16 protein-coding genes are annotated in these 17,817 nt (G+C 76.5%); 11 read left to right on the plus strand and 5 right to left on the minus strand.

Going from position 1 to position 17,817, the window contains the following annotated elements; genetic code table 11:
• Positions 1-16: 16 nt before the first annotated feature.
• From LN037_RS21015 to LN037_RS21030, 4 genes are read left to right on the plus strand one after another with little or no spacing between them, the layout of a single operon-like run.
• A complete protein-coding gene (locus tag LN037_RS21015) occupies positions 17-1,573 on the plus strand; it encodes an ABC transporter substrate-binding protein (protein WP_230756301.1) in 1,557 nt (518 codons plus the stop codon).
• Entirely contained in the window at positions 1,570-2,544 is a 975-nt protein-coding gene (locus tag LN037_RS21020) for an ABC transporter permease (RefSeq protein ID WP_230756303.1), read from the plus strand. Before LN037_RS21015 ends, LN037_RS21020 begins: the two co-directional genes overlap by 4 nt.
• A complete protein-coding gene (locus LN037_RS21025; protein WP_230756304.1) occupies positions 2,541-3,311 on the plus strand; it encodes an ABC transporter permease subunit in 771 nt (256 codons plus the stop codon). The genes LN037_RS21020 and LN037_RS21025 overlap by 4 nt, the downstream gene beginning before the upstream one ends.
• On the plus strand, positions 3,308-4,813 hold the full coding sequence (locus LN037_RS21030; RefSeq protein WP_230756306.1) for an ABC transporter ATP-binding protein: 1,506 nt from the start codon (positions 3,308-3,310) through the stop codon (positions 4,811-4,813). The genes LN037_RS21025 and LN037_RS21030 overlap by 4 nt, the downstream gene beginning before the upstream one ends.
• On the opposite strand, the gene LN037_RS21035 is transcribed toward LN037_RS21030, so the two are convergent.
• Together LN037_RS21035 and LN037_RS21040 are read right to left on the minus strand one after the other, a co-directional pair.
• Positions 4,767-5,360, minus strand: coding sequence for a GNAT family N-acetyltransferase (locus LN037_RS21035; RefSeq protein WP_230756307.1), 594 nt, complete (start codon positions 5,358-5,360; stop codon positions 4,767-4,769). The genes LN037_RS21030 and LN037_RS21035 overlap by 47 nt on opposite strands.
• Before the next feature lie 55 nt (positions 5,361-5,415).
• A complete protein-coding gene (locus LN037_RS21040) occupies positions 5,416-5,682 on the minus strand; it encodes a hypothetical protein (protein ID WP_230756308.1) in 267 nt (88 codons plus the stop codon).
• Positions 5,683-5,853: 171 nt separating this feature from the next.
• On the opposite strand from LN037_RS21040, the gene LN037_RS21045 reads away from it, so the two are divergent.
• The 3 genes from LN037_RS21045 to LN037_RS21055 all read left to right on the plus strand — a co-directional run bounded on the left by LN037_RS21045 (position 5,854) and on the right by LN037_RS21055 (position 10,284).
• Entirely contained in the window at positions 5,854-6,291 is a 438-nt protein-coding gene (locus LN037_RS21045; protein WP_230756309.1) for a LapA family protein, read from the plus strand.
• 50 nt (positions 6,292-6,341) lie between these two features.
• Positions 6,342-7,430: a class I tRNA ligase family protein gene (locus LN037_RS21050; protein ID WP_255694594.1), complete on the plus strand. Its 1,089-nt coding sequence runs from the start codon at positions 6,342-6,344 to the stop codon at positions 7,428-7,430.
• 127 nt (positions 7,431-7,557) lie between these two features.
• The gene (locus LN037_RS21055; RefSeq protein ID WP_230756311.1) at positions 7,558-10,284 is read left to right on the plus strand and encodes a hypothetical protein; all 2,727 of its coding nucleotides are present in this window, start codon (positions 7,558-7,560) and stop codon (positions 10,282-10,284) included.
• 1 nt (position 10,285) lies between these two features.
• Here the strand turns inward: LN037_RS21055 and LN037_RS21060 are convergent, their stop codons facing one another.
• Positions 10,286-11,437 carry an outer membrane protein assembly factor BamB family protein gene (locus LN037_RS21060; protein WP_230756314.1) on the minus strand — a complete coding sequence of 384 codons (1,152 nt, stop codon included), beginning with the start codon at positions 11,435-11,437 and terminating at the stop codon, positions 10,286-10,288.
• A 59-nt stretch (positions 11,438-11,496) separates the two neighbouring features.
• Here LN037_RS21060 and LN037_RS21065 point away from each other — a divergent pair, with 59 nt between their 5' ends.
• Positions 11,497-13,248, plus strand: a complete 1,752-nt coding sequence (locus LN037_RS21065) for a proline--tRNA ligase (protein ID WP_230756317.1) — start codon at positions 11,497-11,499, stop codon at positions 13,246-13,248.
• Positions 13,249-13,290: 42 nt separating this feature from the next.
• Complete coding sequence (locus LN037_RS21070; RefSeq protein WP_230756320.1) at positions 13,291-13,950, plus strand: hypothetical protein; 660 nt, start codon at positions 13,291-13,293, stop codon at positions 13,948-13,950.
• Positions 13,951-14,241: 291 nt separating this feature from the next.
• Here the strand turns inward: LN037_RS21070 and LN037_RS21075 are convergent, their stop codons facing one another.
• Complete coding sequence (locus LN037_RS21075; RefSeq protein ID WP_230756323.1) at positions 14,242-15,441, minus strand: MFS transporter; 1,200 nt, start codon at positions 15,439-15,441, stop codon at positions 14,242-14,244.
• Complete coding sequence (locus tag LN037_RS21080; RefSeq protein ID WP_230756331.1) at positions 15,438-16,031, minus strand: HAD-IA family hydrolase; 594 nt, start codon at positions 16,029-16,031, stop codon at positions 15,438-15,440. Before LN037_RS21080 ends, LN037_RS21075 begins: the two co-directional genes overlap by 4 nt.
• Positions 16,032-16,087: 56 nt before the next feature.
• Between LN037_RS21080 and LN037_RS21085 the strand changes: the two genes are divergently transcribed.
• A complete protein-coding gene (locus LN037_RS21085) occupies positions 16,088-17,365 on the plus strand; it encodes an ROK family transcriptional regulator (RefSeq protein ID WP_230756333.1) in 1,278 nt (425 codons plus the stop codon).
• On the plus strand, positions 17,349-17,789 hold the full coding sequence (locus tag LN037_RS21090; RefSeq protein ID WP_230756336.1) for an SRPBCC domain-containing protein: 441 nt from the start codon (positions 17,349-17,351) through the stop codon (positions 17,787-17,789). Before LN037_RS21085 ends, LN037_RS21090 begins: the two co-directional genes overlap by 17 nt.
• The last annotated feature ends 28 nt before the right edge of the window (positions 17,790-17,817 follow it).

Below are 17,817 nucleotides of genomic sequence, written 5' to 3' on the forward strand. Positions count from 1 at the left end.
GTCAGGTGTCAGCCGTGTGCCACCGCTGACACCGGCGGGCGGCACTACCCGCCGCCGCTTCCTGCAGGTCGGTGCCGTCCTCGCGGGCGGGGCGGCCCTCGCGGCCTGCAGCTCCGGCCCGGCCGCACCCGCCGTCGGGAACCCTCGCCCGGGCGGGACGCTGCGCGCCGCCTTCGCCGGCTCCGGCGCCACCGAGACCCTCGACCCGCACAAGCAGAACCTCTACGCCGAGCTCGCGCGGGCGAAGATGCTCTACGACAAGCTCGCGGAGTACGGGTCGGACCTGTCGGTCGTGCCGCGGCTCGCCGAGCGGTTCGAGCCGAGCCCCGACCAGACGCGCTGGCGGGTGACGCTGCGCGCCGCCCGGTTCCACGACGGACGCCCCGTCCGCGCCGCCGACGTCCTCGCGAGCTACGCCCGCATCCTCGGCCCGACGTCGGGCATGCGCGGCCGCTCCGGGCTCGCCACGCTCGACCTGCCGAACTGCCGCGCGGTCGACGACCGCACCGTCGAGTTCGCGCTGACGGCCCCCTACGCGGAGTTCCCCAACGCCACCGCCGCGCTCGGCACCGCGATCGTCCCCGAGGGGGCGACCGACTTCGACCGCGCACCCGTCGGCAGCGGCCCCTTCCGCTTCGAGTCCTTCGAACCGGGACGCCGGTTCCGGGTCGTGCGCAACCCCGACTACTGGGAGGGCGCGCCGCTGCTCGACGCCGTCGAGCTGCTCGTCTCCAACGACGAGGCCGCCCGCGTCAACGCGCTGCTCGGCCGCCAGGTCGAGTACGCCCACGACCTGTCGCCGACCACCGCCGCGGGCTACGCCGACCGCGTCGTCGTGACCCGGTTGCCCCGCAGCTCGATGCAGTCGCTCGCGATGAAGGTCGACCGCCCGCCGTTCGACCGGCCCGAGGCGCGGCAGGCGATGTACGCGATGGTCGACCGCGAGGAGATGGTGCGGACGCTGCTGGCCGGGTCGGGCACCGTCGGGAACGACCTCTACGGCAAGGGCTACCGGTACTACGCCGACGACATCCCGCAGCGCACCTACGACCCCGACCGGGCCCGGGCCCTCGTCCGCGCCGCCGGGCTCGAGGGAGTGCGGATCCCCCTGGACACGGCCGCGGCCGGCTCCGGGATGGTCGAGGCCGCGTCGGTGCTGCGCGACCAGGCGGCACGGGTCGGGCTCACCCTGGACGTCGTCACCGGCAACGCGTCGACCTACTACAGCGACGTCCGCGAGCGGGGCGTCCTCGCGGTCTACCGGTCGGGCGCGCTGCCGATCGAGTCGCACATCGCGCAGCGGCTGCTGTCGACCTCGGCCACCAACTTCACGCAGTGGCGCCGCCCCGGGTTCGACGCGCTCTACGCGCAGGCCCAGGCCACCGGCGACGACGCCGCCCGCACCGGCTTCTACCGGCAGATGCAGCAGCAGCTCCACGACGACGGCGGGTTCCTCGTCTGGGGGTTCTCCGACTTCCTCGTCGGCTCCGACCCCCGCGTCGGCGGGATCGACCCGGGCGCCCCGGCGAACACCCTCGACTGGGCGCGGTTCGACAAGGTCTGGCTCACGTGACGGCGGTCCTCGCCCGTTCCCGACGGCGGGTCCTGCCGCTCCCGGGTTCGCTCGGCGCGTACGCCGTGCGGCGGCTCGGCCTCGGTGTGGCGCAGATCCTGGTGGTCGCGGTCGTGGTGTTCCTGCTGACCGACCGGCTCTCCGGCGACGCCGCCGTCGTCATCGCGGGCGACGACCCGGACCCGGCGGTGATCGCGGCGCTGCGCACGGAGCTGGGGCTGGACCGGCCGGTGTGGGAACGCCTCGGCGCGTGGCTCGGCGGCGCCCTGACCGGGGACCTCGGGACCTCGCTGATCACCGGGCGGGCGGTGACCGCCGTGATCGCCGACGGGCTGCCGGTGACGCTGCTGCTGGCGGCCCTCACGCTCGTCGTCCTGGTCCCGCTGTCCCTGGCGCTCGGGATGCTCGCCGCGCGCCGGGAGGGCGGGACGGCCGACCGCGTCGTCACCGCGACGACGATCGGGCTGTACTCGCTGCCGGAGTTCGCGCTCGGCGTCGTGCTCGTGACCGTGTTCGCCGTGCAGCTGGGCTGGCTGCCGCCGACCGGGATCGGGGTCGCGGAGCCCGCGGTGTTCGTGCTGCCGATCGTCGTGCTGCTCGCCCGGCCGGTGTGCTCGCTGTCCCGGCTCGTGCGGGCCGGCCTGGTCGACGCGCTCGCCGCCGACCACGTCGCCCACGCCCGCCGGCTCGGCTTCTCCCCGCGCGCGGTGCTCTGGCGCCACGCCCTGCCCGGCGCCGTGACCCCGGCGGTCCAGCAGCTCGCGCGGACCACCGACTGGCTGATCGGCGGTGTCGTCGTGGTCGAGGCCGTGTTCGTCCTGCCCGGGCTCGGCACCGCACTCGTCGACACCATCACCGCCCGCGACGTCCCGGTGGTCGCCGGGCTCGCGCTCGTGCTCGCGACCGGCACCGTCCTGCTCAACCTGGGCGCCGACCTGCTCGCGCGGGTGCTGACGCCGGTGGCGTCGTGAGGGGCCGGCTGCTGCCCGGGCTCGTGCTGCTCGCGGTCCCGCTGCTGGTGACGGTCGTGGGTCCGCTCGTGGCGCCGGCGTTCTCCGGCCGCGGCGTGGCGTTCGGGAGCACCGGGGTGTTCGGCGGCGACTTCGTCGGCCGCGACGTGCTGGGCCAGGTGCTGCGCGGGGGAGCGTCGGTGGTCGGGGTCGCGGTGCTCGCGACGCTCGTGACCTACGCGGTCGCCGTGCCCCTGGCGCTGCTCGCGGCGACCACGGCGCGCCGCGCGGTGGACGAGGCCGTGATGCGCCCGCTCGACGTCGTCGTCGCGATGCCCTCGATGCTGCTGGTGCTGCTGCTCGTCCCGATCGTCCCGGGATCCGCGCTGGTCGTGGCCGCGGTCGTGGCCCTGATCAACCTGCCCGACGTCGTCCGGATCGTGCGGGCGACCGCGCTCGCGGTGGCCGCCGGGACGACGGTGGAGGCGCTGCGGATGCAGGGCGAGGGCCGCGTCCGGGTCGGCGCCTACGTGCTGCGCTCGGTGCGCCGGGTGGTGCTCACCGACGTCGGCACGCGGTTCACCGGCGCGCTGTACCTGGTGGCGTCGGCGGCCTTCCTCGGCGTGGGGCTGTCGGCGGACGACCCGAACTGGGCCGTGATGGTCGACGCCAACCGCGACGGGCTGTTCGTCAACCCGGCGGCGACCGTCGTGCCGGCGCTGCTGATCATCGCGCTGTCGGTCGGGGCGAACCTGACCTCCGACCGGCTGCTGGGAGGCGCCCGGTGATCTCCGTGGAAGGGCTCCGGATCACGGCCGGGGCGTCCGTCCTGGTGAACGACCTGTCGTTCGCCGTCCGGGCCGGTCGCGTGCTCGCGCTGGTGGGGGAGTCGGGCAGCGGCAAGACCTCGACGGCCCTGGCGCTGCTGGGCGAGGCCCGGGCGGGGACGTCCGTGTCGGGCGCGGTCGCGGTGGACGGGTCCGTCGGCTACGTCCCCCAGCACCCGGGCGCGGTGCTGCACCCGGTGCGGCGGGTCGGGTCGGTGCTGCGGGAGATCGCGCGACATCACGGCCGGCCGCGCGCGGCCGTGCACGAGGCGCTGCGCCGGGCCCAGGTGGCCGATCCCGACGAACTCCTCGGCCGGCACCGCCACCAGCTCTCGGGCGGGCAGCAGCAGCGGGTCGTGCTCGCCCAGGCGCTGCTCGGCGGCGCGCAGGTGATCGTGGCCGACGAGCCGACCACCGGGCAGGACACCCCGACCCGCCGTCGGGTGGCGGAGGAGCTGGCGGCGGTCGTCGCGGACGGCGTGACGCTCGTGCTCTGCAGCCACGACCTGGCGCTCGTGCGGGCCCTGGCCGACGACGTGGTGGTGCTGCGCGACGGCGTGGCGGTGGAGCAGGGCCCGGCCGCCGAGGTGCTGGGCGCGCCGCGGCACGCGTACACGCGGGCACTCGTGGGGGCCGACGGCACCTCCGGTGTCAGCGGTGGCCCACGGTGCGCGCCCAGTGTCAGCGGTGGGCCACGGCTGACACCGGAGGCACCCCTGCTCGCGGCCACCGACGTCACCGCCGACCACCGGGCGCGCGGCCGGTCCCGGCGCGCGCTGCACGGGGTGTCGCTGGAGCTGGGACCCGGCGCCCGGGTCGCGCTGGTCGGCCGGTCGGGCAGCGGCAAGACGACCCTCGCGCGCGTGCTCGCCGGCCTGCACGCCCCGTCGTCGGGACGGGTGGAGCTGCGCGGCGAGCCGCTCGCGCCGCGCCTGACCCGGCGTCGTCGGGAGCAGGTCGCGGCCGTCCAGTACGTCTTCCAGGACGCGCGGGCCTCGTTCGACGAGCACCGTCCCGTCCTCGCCCAGGTCGCCCGGACCGCCCTGCTGCTGCGCGGCCACGACGACGCCGAGGCGCGGGCGCGCGCAATGCTGGCCCGGGTGGGGCTGGACGAGGCGGTCGTGACGCGGCCGCCCCGGTCGCTCTCCGGCGGTGAACTGGCCCGCGCGGCCCTCGCGCGGGCCCTGCTCGCGGAACCGGACGTGCTCGTCTGCGACGAGGTGACCGCCGGGCTGGACACGCTCACCCGCGCCGGGATCCTCGACCTGCTCGACGGGATCGGGGCGGCGCTGCTCGTGGTGACCCACGACCCGGCGGTGGTCACCCGGCTCGCGGACGAGGTGGTCGTGCTCGACGACGGGCGGGTGGTCGAGCGGGGACCGGCGGCGCAGGTGCTCGCCGATCCCCGCGAGGACCTCACCCGCGCGCTGCTGGGCTCCCCGGTGCCGACCCCGACGCGGTGAGCGCGGGGACGTCGATCTCGAAGTGCACGACGCTCGTGCCGTCCGCGCGACCGTCGTGCACCTCGCGGGCCAGGCCGCGCCAGAACGCCTCCGCGCCCGGCACGGAGACGTTCGAGTGCAGGTAGATCGTGTCGTAGCCGCCGTCGGCCGCCACCGCGTCGACGGCGGCCGCGACCAGCTCGCGGGCGAGCCCCCGGCGCCGGTGCGCGGCCCGGACGTACACGCGGAAGATCTGCGCGACCGTCGGCCCGGAGTAGCGCTCGACCAGCCACGGCGCGTGCGGCGGGTGGTTCGGCCCCTGGTTGCGCACGGCCGTCGTCCCGACCACCTCGCCGCCGGGCGCGAGGGCGACGACGAGGTGCTGGCGCGGGGTGTCCAGGTAGGTGCCCTCGAGGTCGACGACGTCGCGGTGCCACCGCGGCACGTACCCCGTGCCGAGCTCGCCGTAGAAGGTGTCGAGCATGACCGACCGGGCGCCGTCGAGCACCGGTCCGCCGCGGTCGGCGTCGTCGACGGGACGGACGAGGTAGCCGTCGGTGCGGATCATGTCGCGACCCTATGGCAACTGCAGAGCGCGGCAGGACCCGCCGTCGGGAACGGGGTCAGAGGTCGAACAGGCCGCTCGTGATCGGGGCGCCGGTGTGCGGGAACGGCCCCGCGCCCGGGACGGAGGCGGTGCCGCGGGCGCGGGCGGTGCTCGTGCCGGTGGTGCCCGCGGCGAGCAGCCCGGACGTCGTGCTCTCGGCGACCACGACGTGCCGCACCGCGGTCGACCCGGCGGACGGGGCGACGGCGGCGAGCGTGCCGGCCCCGCCGAGCGCGGCGATCCCGGCGAGGGCGGCGGTCAGTCCGAAGCGGTTCCCGGTCATGACGACGAGCCTGGGTCCCGGCGGTGGGGCCGAGCTCGGAGATCGATGTGGACCGGCTGTGCGCCCGGGCCGGGTGCGACCGGCTCGCGGACGTCCTCGGTCCGGTGCTCCGCGGCCTCCTCCCGGACGTGTCGGTTCCCGGTGAGGCGGACGAGACGCCAGGATGAGCGCATGACCGAGAAGGACGCGGCAGCGACTCCCGACCTGACCGCGCCGTCCCCCGCCGACGGACCCACCGTCGAGCAGAAGACCGTCGCCCGCCGGGACACCCCGCCGCCCGCGGAGCGCGAGACCGAGCGCATCCCCGGCGGCACGGCCGGGGCGCCGACCCGCACCCACGCGACCCCGAAGAAGTCCGGTCCCGGCCTCACCCGCATCGGCGGCGCATGGGTCGGGCTGATCCTGGGTGCGGTCGTCCTGGTCTTCCTCCTGATCTTCATCCTGCAGAACCTCGACCCGGCGCGGGTGCAGTTCCTCGGCCTGCAGGCGGAGCTGCCGCTCGGCATCTGGATGCTGTTCTCGGCGATCGCGGGCGTGCTGCTCCTGGCCATCCCCGGGCTCGGGCGGATGATCCAGTGGCGGCGCGCCGCGCGGGGGCCGAAGCGCTAGACGGAATACGAGGGTCGAGCTCTGCTCCGCTGCGTCTCCCGCGGGGCAGGATGGCGGGCGTGACCTCGCGCCTCGCCCTCGCCGGAGAACCGCTCCCGACGGTCGGGCACGCCCGTGCCTACGTCTGCGGCATCACCCCGTACGACACGACCCACCTCGGGCACGCCGCCACCTTCGTCTGGGCCGACGTCGCCTCCCGCGTGCTGCGCCGGGTCGGCGTGACCGTCGAGGTCTGCCGCAACGTCACCGACGTCGACGACGTGCTCGACGCCGCCGCCGAACGGGCCGGCAGCCGGTTCGACAGCTTCGCCGCCGTCGGCCAGTTCCGTTTCGACCGGGACATGGCCGCCCTGAACGTGCGCCCGCCGGCCCACGAGCCCCGGGCGCACAACCACGTCGACGACGTCGTCCGCCTCGCCGCCGGTCTCCTCGAGCGCGGCGTCGCCTACGAGCGGGACGGGGAGGTGCTGCTGCGCGCCGCCGCCGTCGGGATCACGGCGCTTCCCGACGACGGGTCCTCGCAGGTCCCGCCCTCGGCCCGCGCCGACGACCCGGCCGACCCCACGGTCTGGCGCCCCGCCCTGCCGGGAGAGGCGGCGTGGCCCAGCCCGTGGGGCGACGGCCGCCCCGGCTGGCACGCGGAGTGCGCGGCGATGGCGCTGTCGGTGCTCGGCCCGGCGGTCGACCTGCACGTCGGCGGCGCGGACCTGCGCCACCCGCACCACACCGCCATGGGCGCGATGGCCGAGGCGATGACCGGGGTGCGCCCCTTCGCCCGGGCGCGCCTGCACGTCGGGACGGTGCAGGTCGATGGCGCCAAGATGGCGAAGTCGGCGGGCAACCTCGTGCTCGTGTCCGACCTGCTCGAGTCCTGGCCCGCCGCCGCGGTGCGCCTCCTCGTGCTCGACCGGCCGTGGGCGCAGGCGTGGGACGTCCGGCCCGACGACGTCGCCGCGGCCGCCGACCGGCTCGAGCGCCTCTTCTCGGCCGCCGGGCGGCACGTCGACGGTGCGGGCGCCACCGACGCGGTCGTCGGGGCGCTGCTCGACGACCTCGACGTCCCCGCCGCGCTCGCCGTCGCGGAGGCCGAGGGCGGGGAGGCCGCGCGGGTGGCGCTCTCCGTGTTGGGGCTGACCTGATCACCGCGCCCGGTGATGCTTCTGTGACACGCGGGACGGATGTGCCGCGAAACGGGGGTCCGCTGCCTACGGTGTGACGTCGGGTCACGACGCTCGAGTCGTCCCGGGGGGTGCGGAGGAGGGCGTGATGCGCTGGGGCGGTCCCGACGAGGTGACGCTGAAGCCGACCGAGCCACCCGCGCCGCGGACGTCGCCCGAGAACGACGACCCGGCGGCGCCGGTCGACGAGCCGACCTCCCGGTCCTCGTGGCGGTCCCGGCGGCGCGACAAGGACGCCGGTCGGAGCTCCGGAGCGCCCCGGACGCCCGACGTCGACCGCCCCGCACCCGAGGCCGAGCCAGGAGCCACCACGTCGGTGGAGCCGGCCGAGTCGGAGGCGTCGGAGGCGTCGGAGGGGGCGGACACGCCCGTCGCGTCGAAGCCGGCCGGTCCCGACATCGCGCACGACGTGGTCGCCCCGCCGACGAGCGAGCCGACCCCGACCTCCGACGAGCGCCCCGACTCCGGGCGTGACGAGTCCGGCCCGCCGACCCGACCGGACGGTGCGCCGACCGACGCCGCGGCTCCGTCGTCCGCGCAGGCTCCGTCGTCCGCGCAGGCTCCGTCGTCCGCGCAGGCTCCGTCGTCCGCGCCTGCGCCGCGCCCGTCGCTGTGGAACCGCGTCCGCTCGACGACGACCTCCGCCCCGGCCTCGCCCGCCCCCTGGAAGCGCCCGACCGCTCCACCCGACGCCCCGACGCGCGACGCCGACCCCGATGACGAGGCCGACTCCGACACCGGGAACGAGGCGGCCGCCGGGGCCGACACCGTCGTCCCTCCGCGCACCCCACCGTGGCGCACGCCCGGCCTCACGCCGTCGCCCGACGACGCCCCGGCCACGCCGCGCGAGCAGGACACCGTCCCGTCGGGCCGCGCCGCGACGTCGCGCGGCACCACGGAGCGATCCCGCCCGCGCCCCACCGAGCCCGACACGGTACGGACCACCGGCTCCGCCCCGGCCCGTCCCGAGCAGCGTGGTGCCTCGACGCCCCCCACGACGCCGAAGGCCGACACCGCGCAGGCCCGGTCGCCGCGTGGCGGACCGGGTGGAGCCGCGGCGGCCGCCGGGACCGCCGCTGCCGCGGGAGTCGCAGGCGCAGCCGCCGCCTCGGCGGGCGCCGGGGAGCGCGGCACGAAGGCCGACGCCGCGCCCGAGTCGTCGCGACGCGGTCCGGCCGCTGCCGCTCGGCCCGCGGCCACCGACGAACGTGGCACCGAGGTCATCGACCGGGTCGACACCGCGCCGACCGAGTCGCCGCGACGCGGTGCGGCCGGAACGGGTTCGCCTGCGGCCGCCGACGAGCGCGGGACCGAGGTCATCGACCGGGTCGACACCGCGCCGACCGAGTCGCCGCGACGCGGTCCGGGCAAGGGCGGCGCCGTCCTCGGGGCCGCTGCGGCCGGTGTCGGTGCGGTCGCGGGCGCCATCGCCGGCCGCTACCACCGCCGCGACGACCGCGGCCGGACCACGACGGCGCAGACCGCCACACCGGCCGCCCCGGCTGAAGCGACACCGGCTCCCTCCACGGACCGGCCGCGCGAGGAGATCGACACCGACCGCCCGTCGACGTCGACCGCCCCCAGCGCCGACACCGAGAACACCGAGAACACCGGGGAGCCCTCCGCGCGGATCGCGGAGGCGCCGACGACGCCGAGCCGACCCGCCGTCGGGAAGGCCGACCTCGCGGCGGCCCCGGTCGCGGCGAAGGCGACCACCCCGGCCACCGCCGAGCCGGAGTCGGCGTCCGAGCGCACCGAGATCACGCCGTCCGAGCGGACCGACGTGATCTCGCCGGTCGAGGAGCCGCGCCCCACGACCGAGCCGCGACCCGGACTCGTGCGGGACCGGCGTCGTCGTCGACGGGTGCTGTTCGCCTTCGTGCTCGCCGCGCTCGTGCTCGCGGCCTTCCTGGGGCTCGTCGCGCTGATCACCGATCACGCCGGCGGCTCGACGCCGCCGCGCGCGGCGGTGGGGGAGCCCGCGCTGACGGTGCCCGCCGACACCGCGGCCCCGCCCGCGCCGCCACCCGTGCCCCAGCTCCCGCGCGGCGGCACGACGTTCTTCCCGCAGCACCGGGTCGTCGCCTACTACGGCACGGCGGGGACCGACGCGCTCGGCGTCCTCGGCGAGGGCTCGCCCGCCGAGGCGGCGACCCGGCTCGAGGCCGCGGCGGCGCCGTTCGCGACCCCGGGGAAGACGGTGCTCCCCGCGATGGAGCTGATCGTCTCGATCGCCAACAGCACGCCCGGGCCCGACGGGACGTACCACAGCGACATCGACCAGGCCGAGGCCCGGCAGTACCTCGAGGCGGCCCGCGCGAAGCAGCAGGTCATGATCATCGACATCCAGCCCGGGCGGGCGGACTTCATGACCGCCGTCAGGCCGTGGGAGGCCCTCCTGCGCGAGCCGGACGTCGGCCTCGCGCTCGATCCGGAGTGGCGCATGCCGCCCGGTCAGGTGCCCGGGAAGACCATCGGGACGGTCAGTGCGGACGAGGTCAACCAGGTGTCGTCCTGGCTGGCGAACCTCGTCACGACGAACAACCTGCCGCAGAAGCTGTTCGTCCTGCACCAGTTCACGCCGAACATGATCACGAACCCGGAGCGGCTGCAGACGCCGCCGCAGCTCGCCGTCGTGCAGCACATCGACGGCTTCGGGGCGCCGCCGAACAAGATCGGCAAGTACCAGGAACTGCAGCGCCCGCAGCAGCTCCACCTCGGGTTCAAGCTGTTCATCGACGAGGACACCCCGACCCTCACCCCGCAGCAGGCGCTCGCCCTGACGCCGCCGCCGGACCTGGTCACCTACCAGTAGGTCACCGCAGTCCCACCACGACCGACCGGGTCGACCGGTTCGCGACGACGACCGCGCCCGGTGCGGGCACGAGCACCGGGTCCTCGGGCACCCGGTCCGGTCGGCCGAGCGGACGCCCGTCGTCGGGCGCGAGCTCGCCGAGGTCGAGCGGCGGTCGGCCGTCGACGACCACGGGGTCGCCCAGCCCGTCCGGGTCGTTGCCGCACGCCTGCACGGTCGACCCGGCCAGTGCGAGCAGGCTCGGCTGCGCGCACGGTGCGGGTGGTGCGGGCACCGCCGTCCCGGTGGCGGGGTCGAGCCGCGCGACGGCGGGCACGATGCGGTTGAGCAGCTCCACCCGCGGCTCCCCGTCGCCGAGCAGCGGCGACCCCGCGGTCCGCGGCACCCGGGCCCGCACGGCGCCGGTCCGCGGGTCGACGAGCAGCCGCGGCTCCGGGCCCGTCACGACGACGAGGCTCCCGTCGGTCGCGGAGGCCAGGCCGGCTCCGCCCGCGCTCCCGGCGGGCCCCGCGTCGAGCCGCCACCGCTCCACGCCGGTGCGCTCGTCCAGCCCGCGCAGCACGGTGCGGCCCGCGCACCACTCCGCGACCGGGACCACCCCGGCCGACCACTGCGGTGCGACGGTGCGCTGCTCGCAGCCCGGGCCGGTCGAGCGTGTCCAGAGCTCATCGCCGGTGCGCAGGTCGCGGGCCACCTGCTCGGCGCCCGCCCCGCGGGTGCGGACCAGGACGACGACGGCGTCCGTGAGGGTCGGGACCGGCTCGCCGTCGACCTCGTCGGTCCACCGCTCGACGCCGGTGACCGCGTCGAGCGCCGTCACCGACCCGTCGTCGTGCCCGAGGACCAGCGACCCGCCGTCGGGCGTGGCCTGCGCGAGCGTGAGCAGCCGCCCGGGCCGGGCGGACCGCCAGCGCTCGGTGCCGGTGACCCCGTCGAGGGCGGTCACCCCGTCGTCGCCGGCCACCACCACCCCGGCGCCCGCCCGGACGACGGCGTGCAGCGGGGTCGGCGCGGTCCACCGCCAGGCGACGGCGGTCGGCGTCGTGGGGACCGGGGCGGGCGCGACCGGCGCGGCGGTCGTCGCGACCGTCGGGGCCCCACCACAGCTCGCGAGGAGCAGGACGGCCACCGCCACGACCACGAGCCGCACCATGACGAGCAGTCTGACCCCGCTGGCGAATCCCGGTGGCGGGCCGTCAGTAGGCTCCGGGCATGGCACGAGGCGTCACCCGCATGTCCGAGTTGTTCCTGCGCACCCTGCGCGAGGACCCGGCCGACGCCGAGGTGACCAGCCACAAGCTGCTCGTGCGCGCGGGGTACGTGCGCCGGGTCGCGCCCGGCATCTACTCCTGGCTGCCGCTGGGCGTGCGCGTGCTGCGCAACGTCGAGCGCATCGTGCGCGAGGAGATGGACGCGATCGGCGCGCAGGAGGTCCACTTCCCCGCGCTGCTGCCCCGTGAGCCCTACGAGGCGACCGGCCGCTGGACCGAGTACGGCGACACGCTCTTCCGGCTCAAGGACCGCAAGCAGGCCGACTACCTCCTCGGGCCGACCCACGAGGAGCTCTTCACGCTGATGGTGAAGGGGGAGACGTCGTCGTACCGGGACTTCCCGGTGACGCTCTACCAGATCCAGACGAAGTACCGGGACGAGGAGCGTCCCCGAGCGGGCATCCTGCGCGGCCGCGAGTTCACGATGAAGGACTCCTACTCCTTCGACCTCACCGACGAGGGACTCGCCGAGTCCTACGCCGCCCACCGGCTGGCCTACCAGAAGCTCTTCGACCGGCTCGGGCTGGAGATCCAGATCGTGTCGGCGATGTCGGGCGCGATGGGCGGGTCGGCCTCCGAGGAGTTCCTCGCGCCCTGCGAGGCGGGCGAGGACACCTACGTGCGGTGCCTCGAGTCGGGGTACGCCGCGAACGTCGAAGCGGTGACGACGACGCCGCCTCCGGAGCAGTCGATCGACGACAAGCCCGAGGCGGTCGTCCACGACACCCCCGACACCCCGACGATCGAGTCGCTCGTCGCCGTCGCGCGGGAGATCGCCCCGGACCGCGACTACACCGCGGCGGACACGCTGAAGAACGTCATGGTCAAGACGCGGCTGCCCGGGTCGGACGAGTGGCAGCTGCTCGGCGTCGGCGTCCCCGGCGACCGCGAGGTCGACATGAAGCGGCTCGAGGCGGCGGTCTCGCCCGCCGAGGTCGCGCTGCTCGAGGACGCGGACTTCGCCCGCAACCGGTTCCTGACCAAGGGCTACATCGGCCCGGTCGGCCTGCAGAAGAACGGCGTGCGCTTCCTCGTGGACCCGCGCATCGTCACCGGCACCGCCTGGGTCACCGGCGCCGACGAGCCCGGGCGGCACGTCTTCGACCTGGTCTGCGGCCGCGACTTCACCCCCGACGGCACGATCGAGGCGGCCGAGGTCCGCGAGGGCGACCCGTCGCCCGACGGGGCGGGCACCCTCGTCGCCGCCCGCGGCATCGAGATGGGCCACATCTTCCAGCTCGGCCGCAAGTACGCGCAGGCGCTCGGGCTCGAGGCGCTCGGCGCCGACGGCAAGCGGACGACGGTGACGATGGGCTCCTACGGCGTCGGGGTCTCCCGTGCGGTCGCCGCGATCACCGAGCAGCACGCCGACGCCAAGGGCCTGGTGTGGCCCCGCGAGGTCGCGCCCTTCGACGTGCACCTGGTGATCGCCGGGAAGGACGACGCCCAGCGCGCCGCCGCCGAGACGATCGCCGCCGGCCTCGCCGAGGCGGGCCTCGAGGTGCTCCTCGACGACCGCAAGGCCTCCCCGGGCGTCAAGTTCGCCGACGCCGAGCTGCTCGGGATGCCGACCTCGATCACGGTCGGGCGCGGGTTGGCGAACGGCGTCGTCGAGGTGACCGAGCGCCGGTCGGGCGAGCGGCGCGAGGTGCCGGTCGACGACGTGGTGTCGGCGCTGACCGGCGGCGCCTGAGCCGCTCGCCCGGTGCCGGCAGTGCGTCACTGCGTGCACCCAGTGACAGGAACGGCGGCACCGTCGGGCGGGGCGCGGGCTCAGCCGACGCCCACGCACACCCCGGCGACGACCTTCGCGCAGACCTTCAGTCCGCCACCGGAGGAGCCACCGGAGCCGGAGGAGCCGCCCGACGAACCGCTGCCGGAGGACCCGGATCCGCCCGTCGGCTTCGGGCTGCCCGACGATCCACCCGTTCCCGACGACGCCGTCGACCCGGACGACCCGCCGCCGGACGACGAGCCCCCGGACGACCCCGACGCCGAGCCCCCCGACGCCGAGCCCCCGGACGCCGAGCCCCCGGACGACGAGCCCCGGACCCGCGACGACGCCGCTGCGCCGCCGGACGCCGCGCCCGGCGCGGACTCCGGCGCCGCGGCACTCCAGGACGCCCCCGGCGGCACGACCGCCGACCCGGCCACCGGCGCCACGACCGGCGGTGCACCCGGGTCGCCCGGCACCGGCAGCGTCGTCGTCACCGCCGCGACGGCCGGCCCGGGCGGGGTCGCGCCCTCGGGCACGGCCGGGCGCACCGCGCCGGTCGGGTCGGTGGCGGTCCCGAGGATGAGCACCGTCGCGACCCCGGCCACCCCGAGCACCGCGCCCGCCGCCACGACCGCGGCCAGGAGCATCCCGGCCGCGCGCGACCGGCGCCGCCGGTGACGCGGTCGGTACCGCGTCCGTGGGGGAGCCGGGTTCCTGCGCACCACCACTCGCACCGCTCGCTCCTTCCCGACGCCGGGTCGGGGCGCGACGCGTGCCCCCGATCTCCCGGCCGGGAAGTGTCGGCGCAGGTCGGAGCCGTGTGACCCGTCGTCGGGAAGGCCCACCCGCCAGGAGCACCAGGACCGCTCCGACGGACGATCACGGGCTCGCGGAGAGGGACGACGGCCCGGGGGAGGACACCCGGACGACCCCGCCTGACGCCGGGTCGGGCGGGGTATCCGCCCGGCTTCAGGCCCGGCGCTCGAGGGCCACGCTGACGCCGAACACGACCAGTCCGAGCAGCGGCAGCACCGCGCCGACGAGGGCGGGGGCGTCGTAGCCGAGGCCCGCGGCGAGCACCGCCCCGCCGAGGGCGGCGCCGATCGCGTTGGCGACGTTGAACGCCGAGTGGAAGCTGGCCGCGGCGAGCGAGGGGCCGTCGGCGGCGAAGTCCATGAGCCGGCCCATGAGCGCCGGACCGGCCGACATCCCGACGAAGCCCAGCAGGAACAGCCCGACGGTCGCCGTCAGCGCCTGGTGGGCGGCGAACACGAACGCCACGAGGACCAGCGTGTAGATCCCGAGCGCGCCCGCGATGGTGGCGCGCGGCGCCCGCTCGGCGAGCCGGCCGCCGACGACGTTGCCCACCGTCATCCCGACGCCCAACGCCCCGAGCAGCAGCGGGACCGTTCCCGCGTCGACGCCGGCCTGGTTCGTCAGGATCGGGTTGATGTAGCTGTACACCGCGAACAGGCCGCCGAAGCCCGCGCTGATCGCGCCGAGCGTGAGCCACACCTGCGGGCGGGTGAGCGCGGTGAGCTCGCCGCGGACGCTGCCGCCCTGGGCGGACGCGGCATCGGGCACGAGGAACGTCACCGCGAGGACGGTGATCACCGCGATGACCGTGACCGCGAGGTACGCCGACCGCCAGCCGAACGTCTCGCCGAGCCAGGTCGCGGCGGGGACGCCGACGATGTTGGCGATGGTCAGGCCCAGCATCACCGCGGCCAGGGCGCGGGCCCGCCGGGCGGGTTCGACCAGCGCGGCCCCCAGCACCGCGGCCGTGCCGAAGTAGGCGCCGTGCGGCAGCCCGGCGAGGAAGCGCAGCGCCACGAACGGCAGGAACGCGGGCGCGAGCGCGGACAGCGCGTTGAACACCACCAACGCGGTCGCGAGGGCCACGATCAGCTTCTTGCGGGCCCACCGGGCGCCGGCGATCGCGATCAGCGGGGCGCCGACGACGACGCCGAGCGCGTAGGCGCTGATGGCCACACCCGCCGTCGGGACGGAGACCCCGAGATCGGCGGCGAAGCCGGGCAGCACGCCCATGCTGGCGAACTCGGTGGTACCGATGGCGAGCCCGCCGAGGCTCAGCGCGGCGAGGCTCACGCCGGTGGGGACGGAACGACGGCGGGTGTCGCCGGTCGTGTGCTCGAGGACGGCGCTCATCGCGTCAGCTCCAACAGGTCGGTGAGGCTGGGGAGGGGGAGATCCGCGTCGATCCCCTTGAGTCCGGCGACCCGCGCGCCGGCGGCCTTCCCGGCGGCGGCGCCGGTGGCGGTGTCCTCGACGACGAGGCAGCGGGTCGGGTCGACGCCGAGCAGCTCGGCGGCCCGCAGGTAGCCCTCGGGGTGGGGCTTGCCGTGGGTGAGCAGGTCGCGGGTGACGAGCAGGGGCGGGGTGATGCCCGCGGCGCCGAGGCGGAGCTCGGCGAGCCGGGTGTCGGCGCTGGTCACGACCGCCCAGGGCACCTCGGCCCGCGCGAGCGCGACGAGCAGCTCGTGGGCGCCGGGGGCGGCGACGACGCCGTCGAGGTCGACGTACTCACGCTCGAGCTGGGCGCGGCCGTGCGCCTCGGCGTCCAGGTCGGGGCGCAGCGCACGGACGGTGTCGGCGGCGGGGCGACCCGGCATCGTCGCGAGGACGAGGTCCTCGTCGACGTCGTTCTCGCGGGCCCACGCGCGCCACACCCGCTCGACGACGGCGTCGGAGTCCACGAGCGTGCCGTCCATGTCGAACAGCACCGCGTCCGGCGTCATCACCCCTCCGTTCATCTCGTGGTCGCTTTTTCTCGCCAACCGAGCATAATGGTCGTGTGTTCCCGACGACGGGTCCCGACCCCGGATCCCGGTGTGAACCCGGTCGCGCCGCGGTCGACCGCTGGCGCACCGCGGCCCGCGTGCTGGACGCGGTCCGGTGCGCGCCCGGGCTGACGCGGGTCGCCCTCGCCGACGAGCTGCGGCTGTCGAGCGCCACGACCACCGAGACCGTGGCCCGGTTGCGCGCCGCCGGCTGGGTCGAGGAGGAGCGGGCGCCGGTCTCGGGCCGGGGCCGCCCGACGACGCGCCTCGTGCCCGCTCCCGACGGGCCGACCGTGCTCGGGCTGGACCTGCGGCACGAGGACTGGCGGCTCGGCGTCGCGGGACTCGACGGGGTGCCCACGGTGGTGGCTTCCGGACGGCGGGCCCGCGCCTGCCCCGAGGAGGTGGCCCGGGCCGTCGGCGCCCGGGGCGCGCTGGCGCTGGCGGTGTCGTTCCCGGCGCCGCTCGCCGACGGCCGCGTGGTCCGCTCCGGGGAGCTCGACTGGACGACGCTGGACCTCGCGCGGCTCACCGGGACCGGGTCGCTGCCGGTCCTGCAGGGCAACGACGCGACCCTCGCCGGGCTGGCCGAGGCACGGTCGGGGGCCGCGGCGGGCGTGGGGACGGCGCTCACGGTGCTGGTCGAGGTCGGCCTCGGCGGCACGCTGCTCATCGACGGTCGCCCGCAGACCGGGGCGCACGGGGCCGCGGGGGAGTTCGGGCACCTGCCGTTCGGCGACCCGGCGGTGGTCTGCGCCTGCGGGGCGCGCGGCTGCTGGGGCCCCGAGGTCGACGGGTACGGCCTGGCCCGCCGCCTCGGCGTACCTGCGCCGACGGACCCGCGCACGTTCGCGGCGACGGTGCTCGACCGGTCCGACCCCGCCGCCGCGGCCGCGGTGTCCGGGGCGTCGGCGGCGCTCGGTCGCGGCCTCGCGGGCCTGGTCAACGCGCACGACCCCGACGTCGTCGTCCTCGGCGGCCTCGCCCCGCGCCTGCGCGGCGCGGCGTTCGACGAGACCTACCGGGCGGGCCTGATGAGCTGGCGCCGGGACGCGCCGCCGCCGGTGCGCGACGCCGTGCACGGGTCGGACGCCGCCCTGCACGGCGCGGTCGCCCTGGCCCTCGACGAGGTGACGAGCGCCGAGGGGCTGGCCCGTGCGGCGCTCGCGGCCGAGTCCGTCCCGACGGCGGGTCCCGCCGCGCGGCTGGACGCCCTGGACACCGAGGTGCGCCGCGGCCGGCGCGCCCGGCGGAACACCCCCGAGGAGACCGACCATGACCGCACCGGCTGAGGACCTCGTGGTCCGACGGACCTACCCCGACCCGGTGGAGGACATCTGGTCCGCCCTGACCGAGTCGGACCGACTCGGGCGCTGGTTCGGCACCTGGACCGGGGACCCCGCGACCGGCACGGTCCGCCTCACCGTGACGGGCGAGGTCGACGCGGGTGGTGCGGTCGACGATCCGGTCGACGTGGTGATCGAGGTCTGCGAGCCCCCGCACCGCCTCGTGGTCGACCTCCCGTCCGGCTCGGACTCGTGGCACCTCGACGTCACGCTCTCCGCGCACGGCGACGGCACCGAGCTCGTCCTCACCCAGCGCCTCGACGGCACCGTCGCGCGCGAGGACCTCGCCGCCGGCTGGACGTGGTACCTCGCCCGGCTCGCCGCCGCGCAGTCGGGCGAGCCGATGCCGCCGTGGGACCCCGCGGCCTGACCACCCGCGTGCAGGGTCTGCCGACCCG

The sequence above is a fragment of the Actinomycetospora soli genome (assembly GCF_021026295.1).
GTDB lineage: Bacteria > Actinomycetota > Actinomycetes > Mycobacteriales > Pseudonocardiaceae > Actinomycetospora > Actinomycetospora soli.

Coding starts and splice junctions, on each gene's coding strand:
- LN037_RS21035 (WP_230756307.1), bottom strand. CDS start 5,360: ATGATCCGCACCGACGGCTACCTCGTCCGTCCCGTCGACGACGCCGAC.
- LN037_RS21050 (WP_255694594.1), top strand. CDS start 6,342: ATGGCGGGCGTGACCTCGCGCCTCGCCCTCGCCGGAGAACCGCTCCCG.
- LN037_RS21040 (WP_230756308.1), bottom strand. CDS start 5,682: ATGACCGGGAACCGCTTCGGACTGACCGCCGCCCTCGCCGGGATCGCC.
- LN037_RS21090 (WP_230756336.1), top strand. CDS start 17,349: ATGACCGCACCGGCTGAGGACCTCGTGGTCCGACGGACCTACCCCGAC.
- LN037_RS21060 (WP_230756314.1), bottom strand. CDS start 11,437: ATGGTGCGGCTCGTGGTCGTGGCGGTGGCCGTCCTGCTCCTCGCGAGC.
- LN037_RS21065 (WP_230756317.1), top strand. CDS start 11,497: ATGGCACGAGGCGTCACCCGCATGTCCGAGTTGTTCCTGCGCACCCTG.
- LN037_RS21055 (WP_230756311.1), top strand. CDS start 7,558: ATGCGCTGGGGCGGTCCCGACGAGGTGACGCTGAAGCCGACCGAGCCA.
- LN037_RS21045 (WP_230756309.1), top strand. CDS start 5,854: ATGACCGAGAAGGACGCGGCAGCGACTCCCGACCTGACCGCGCCGTCC.
- LN037_RS21080 (WP_230756331.1), bottom strand. CDS start 16,031: ATGACGCCGGACGCGGTGCTGTTCGACATGGACGGCACGCTCGTGGAC.
- LN037_RS21075 (WP_230756323.1), bottom strand. CDS start 15,441: ATGAGCGCCGTCCTCGAGCACACGACCGGCGACACCCGCCGTCGTTCC.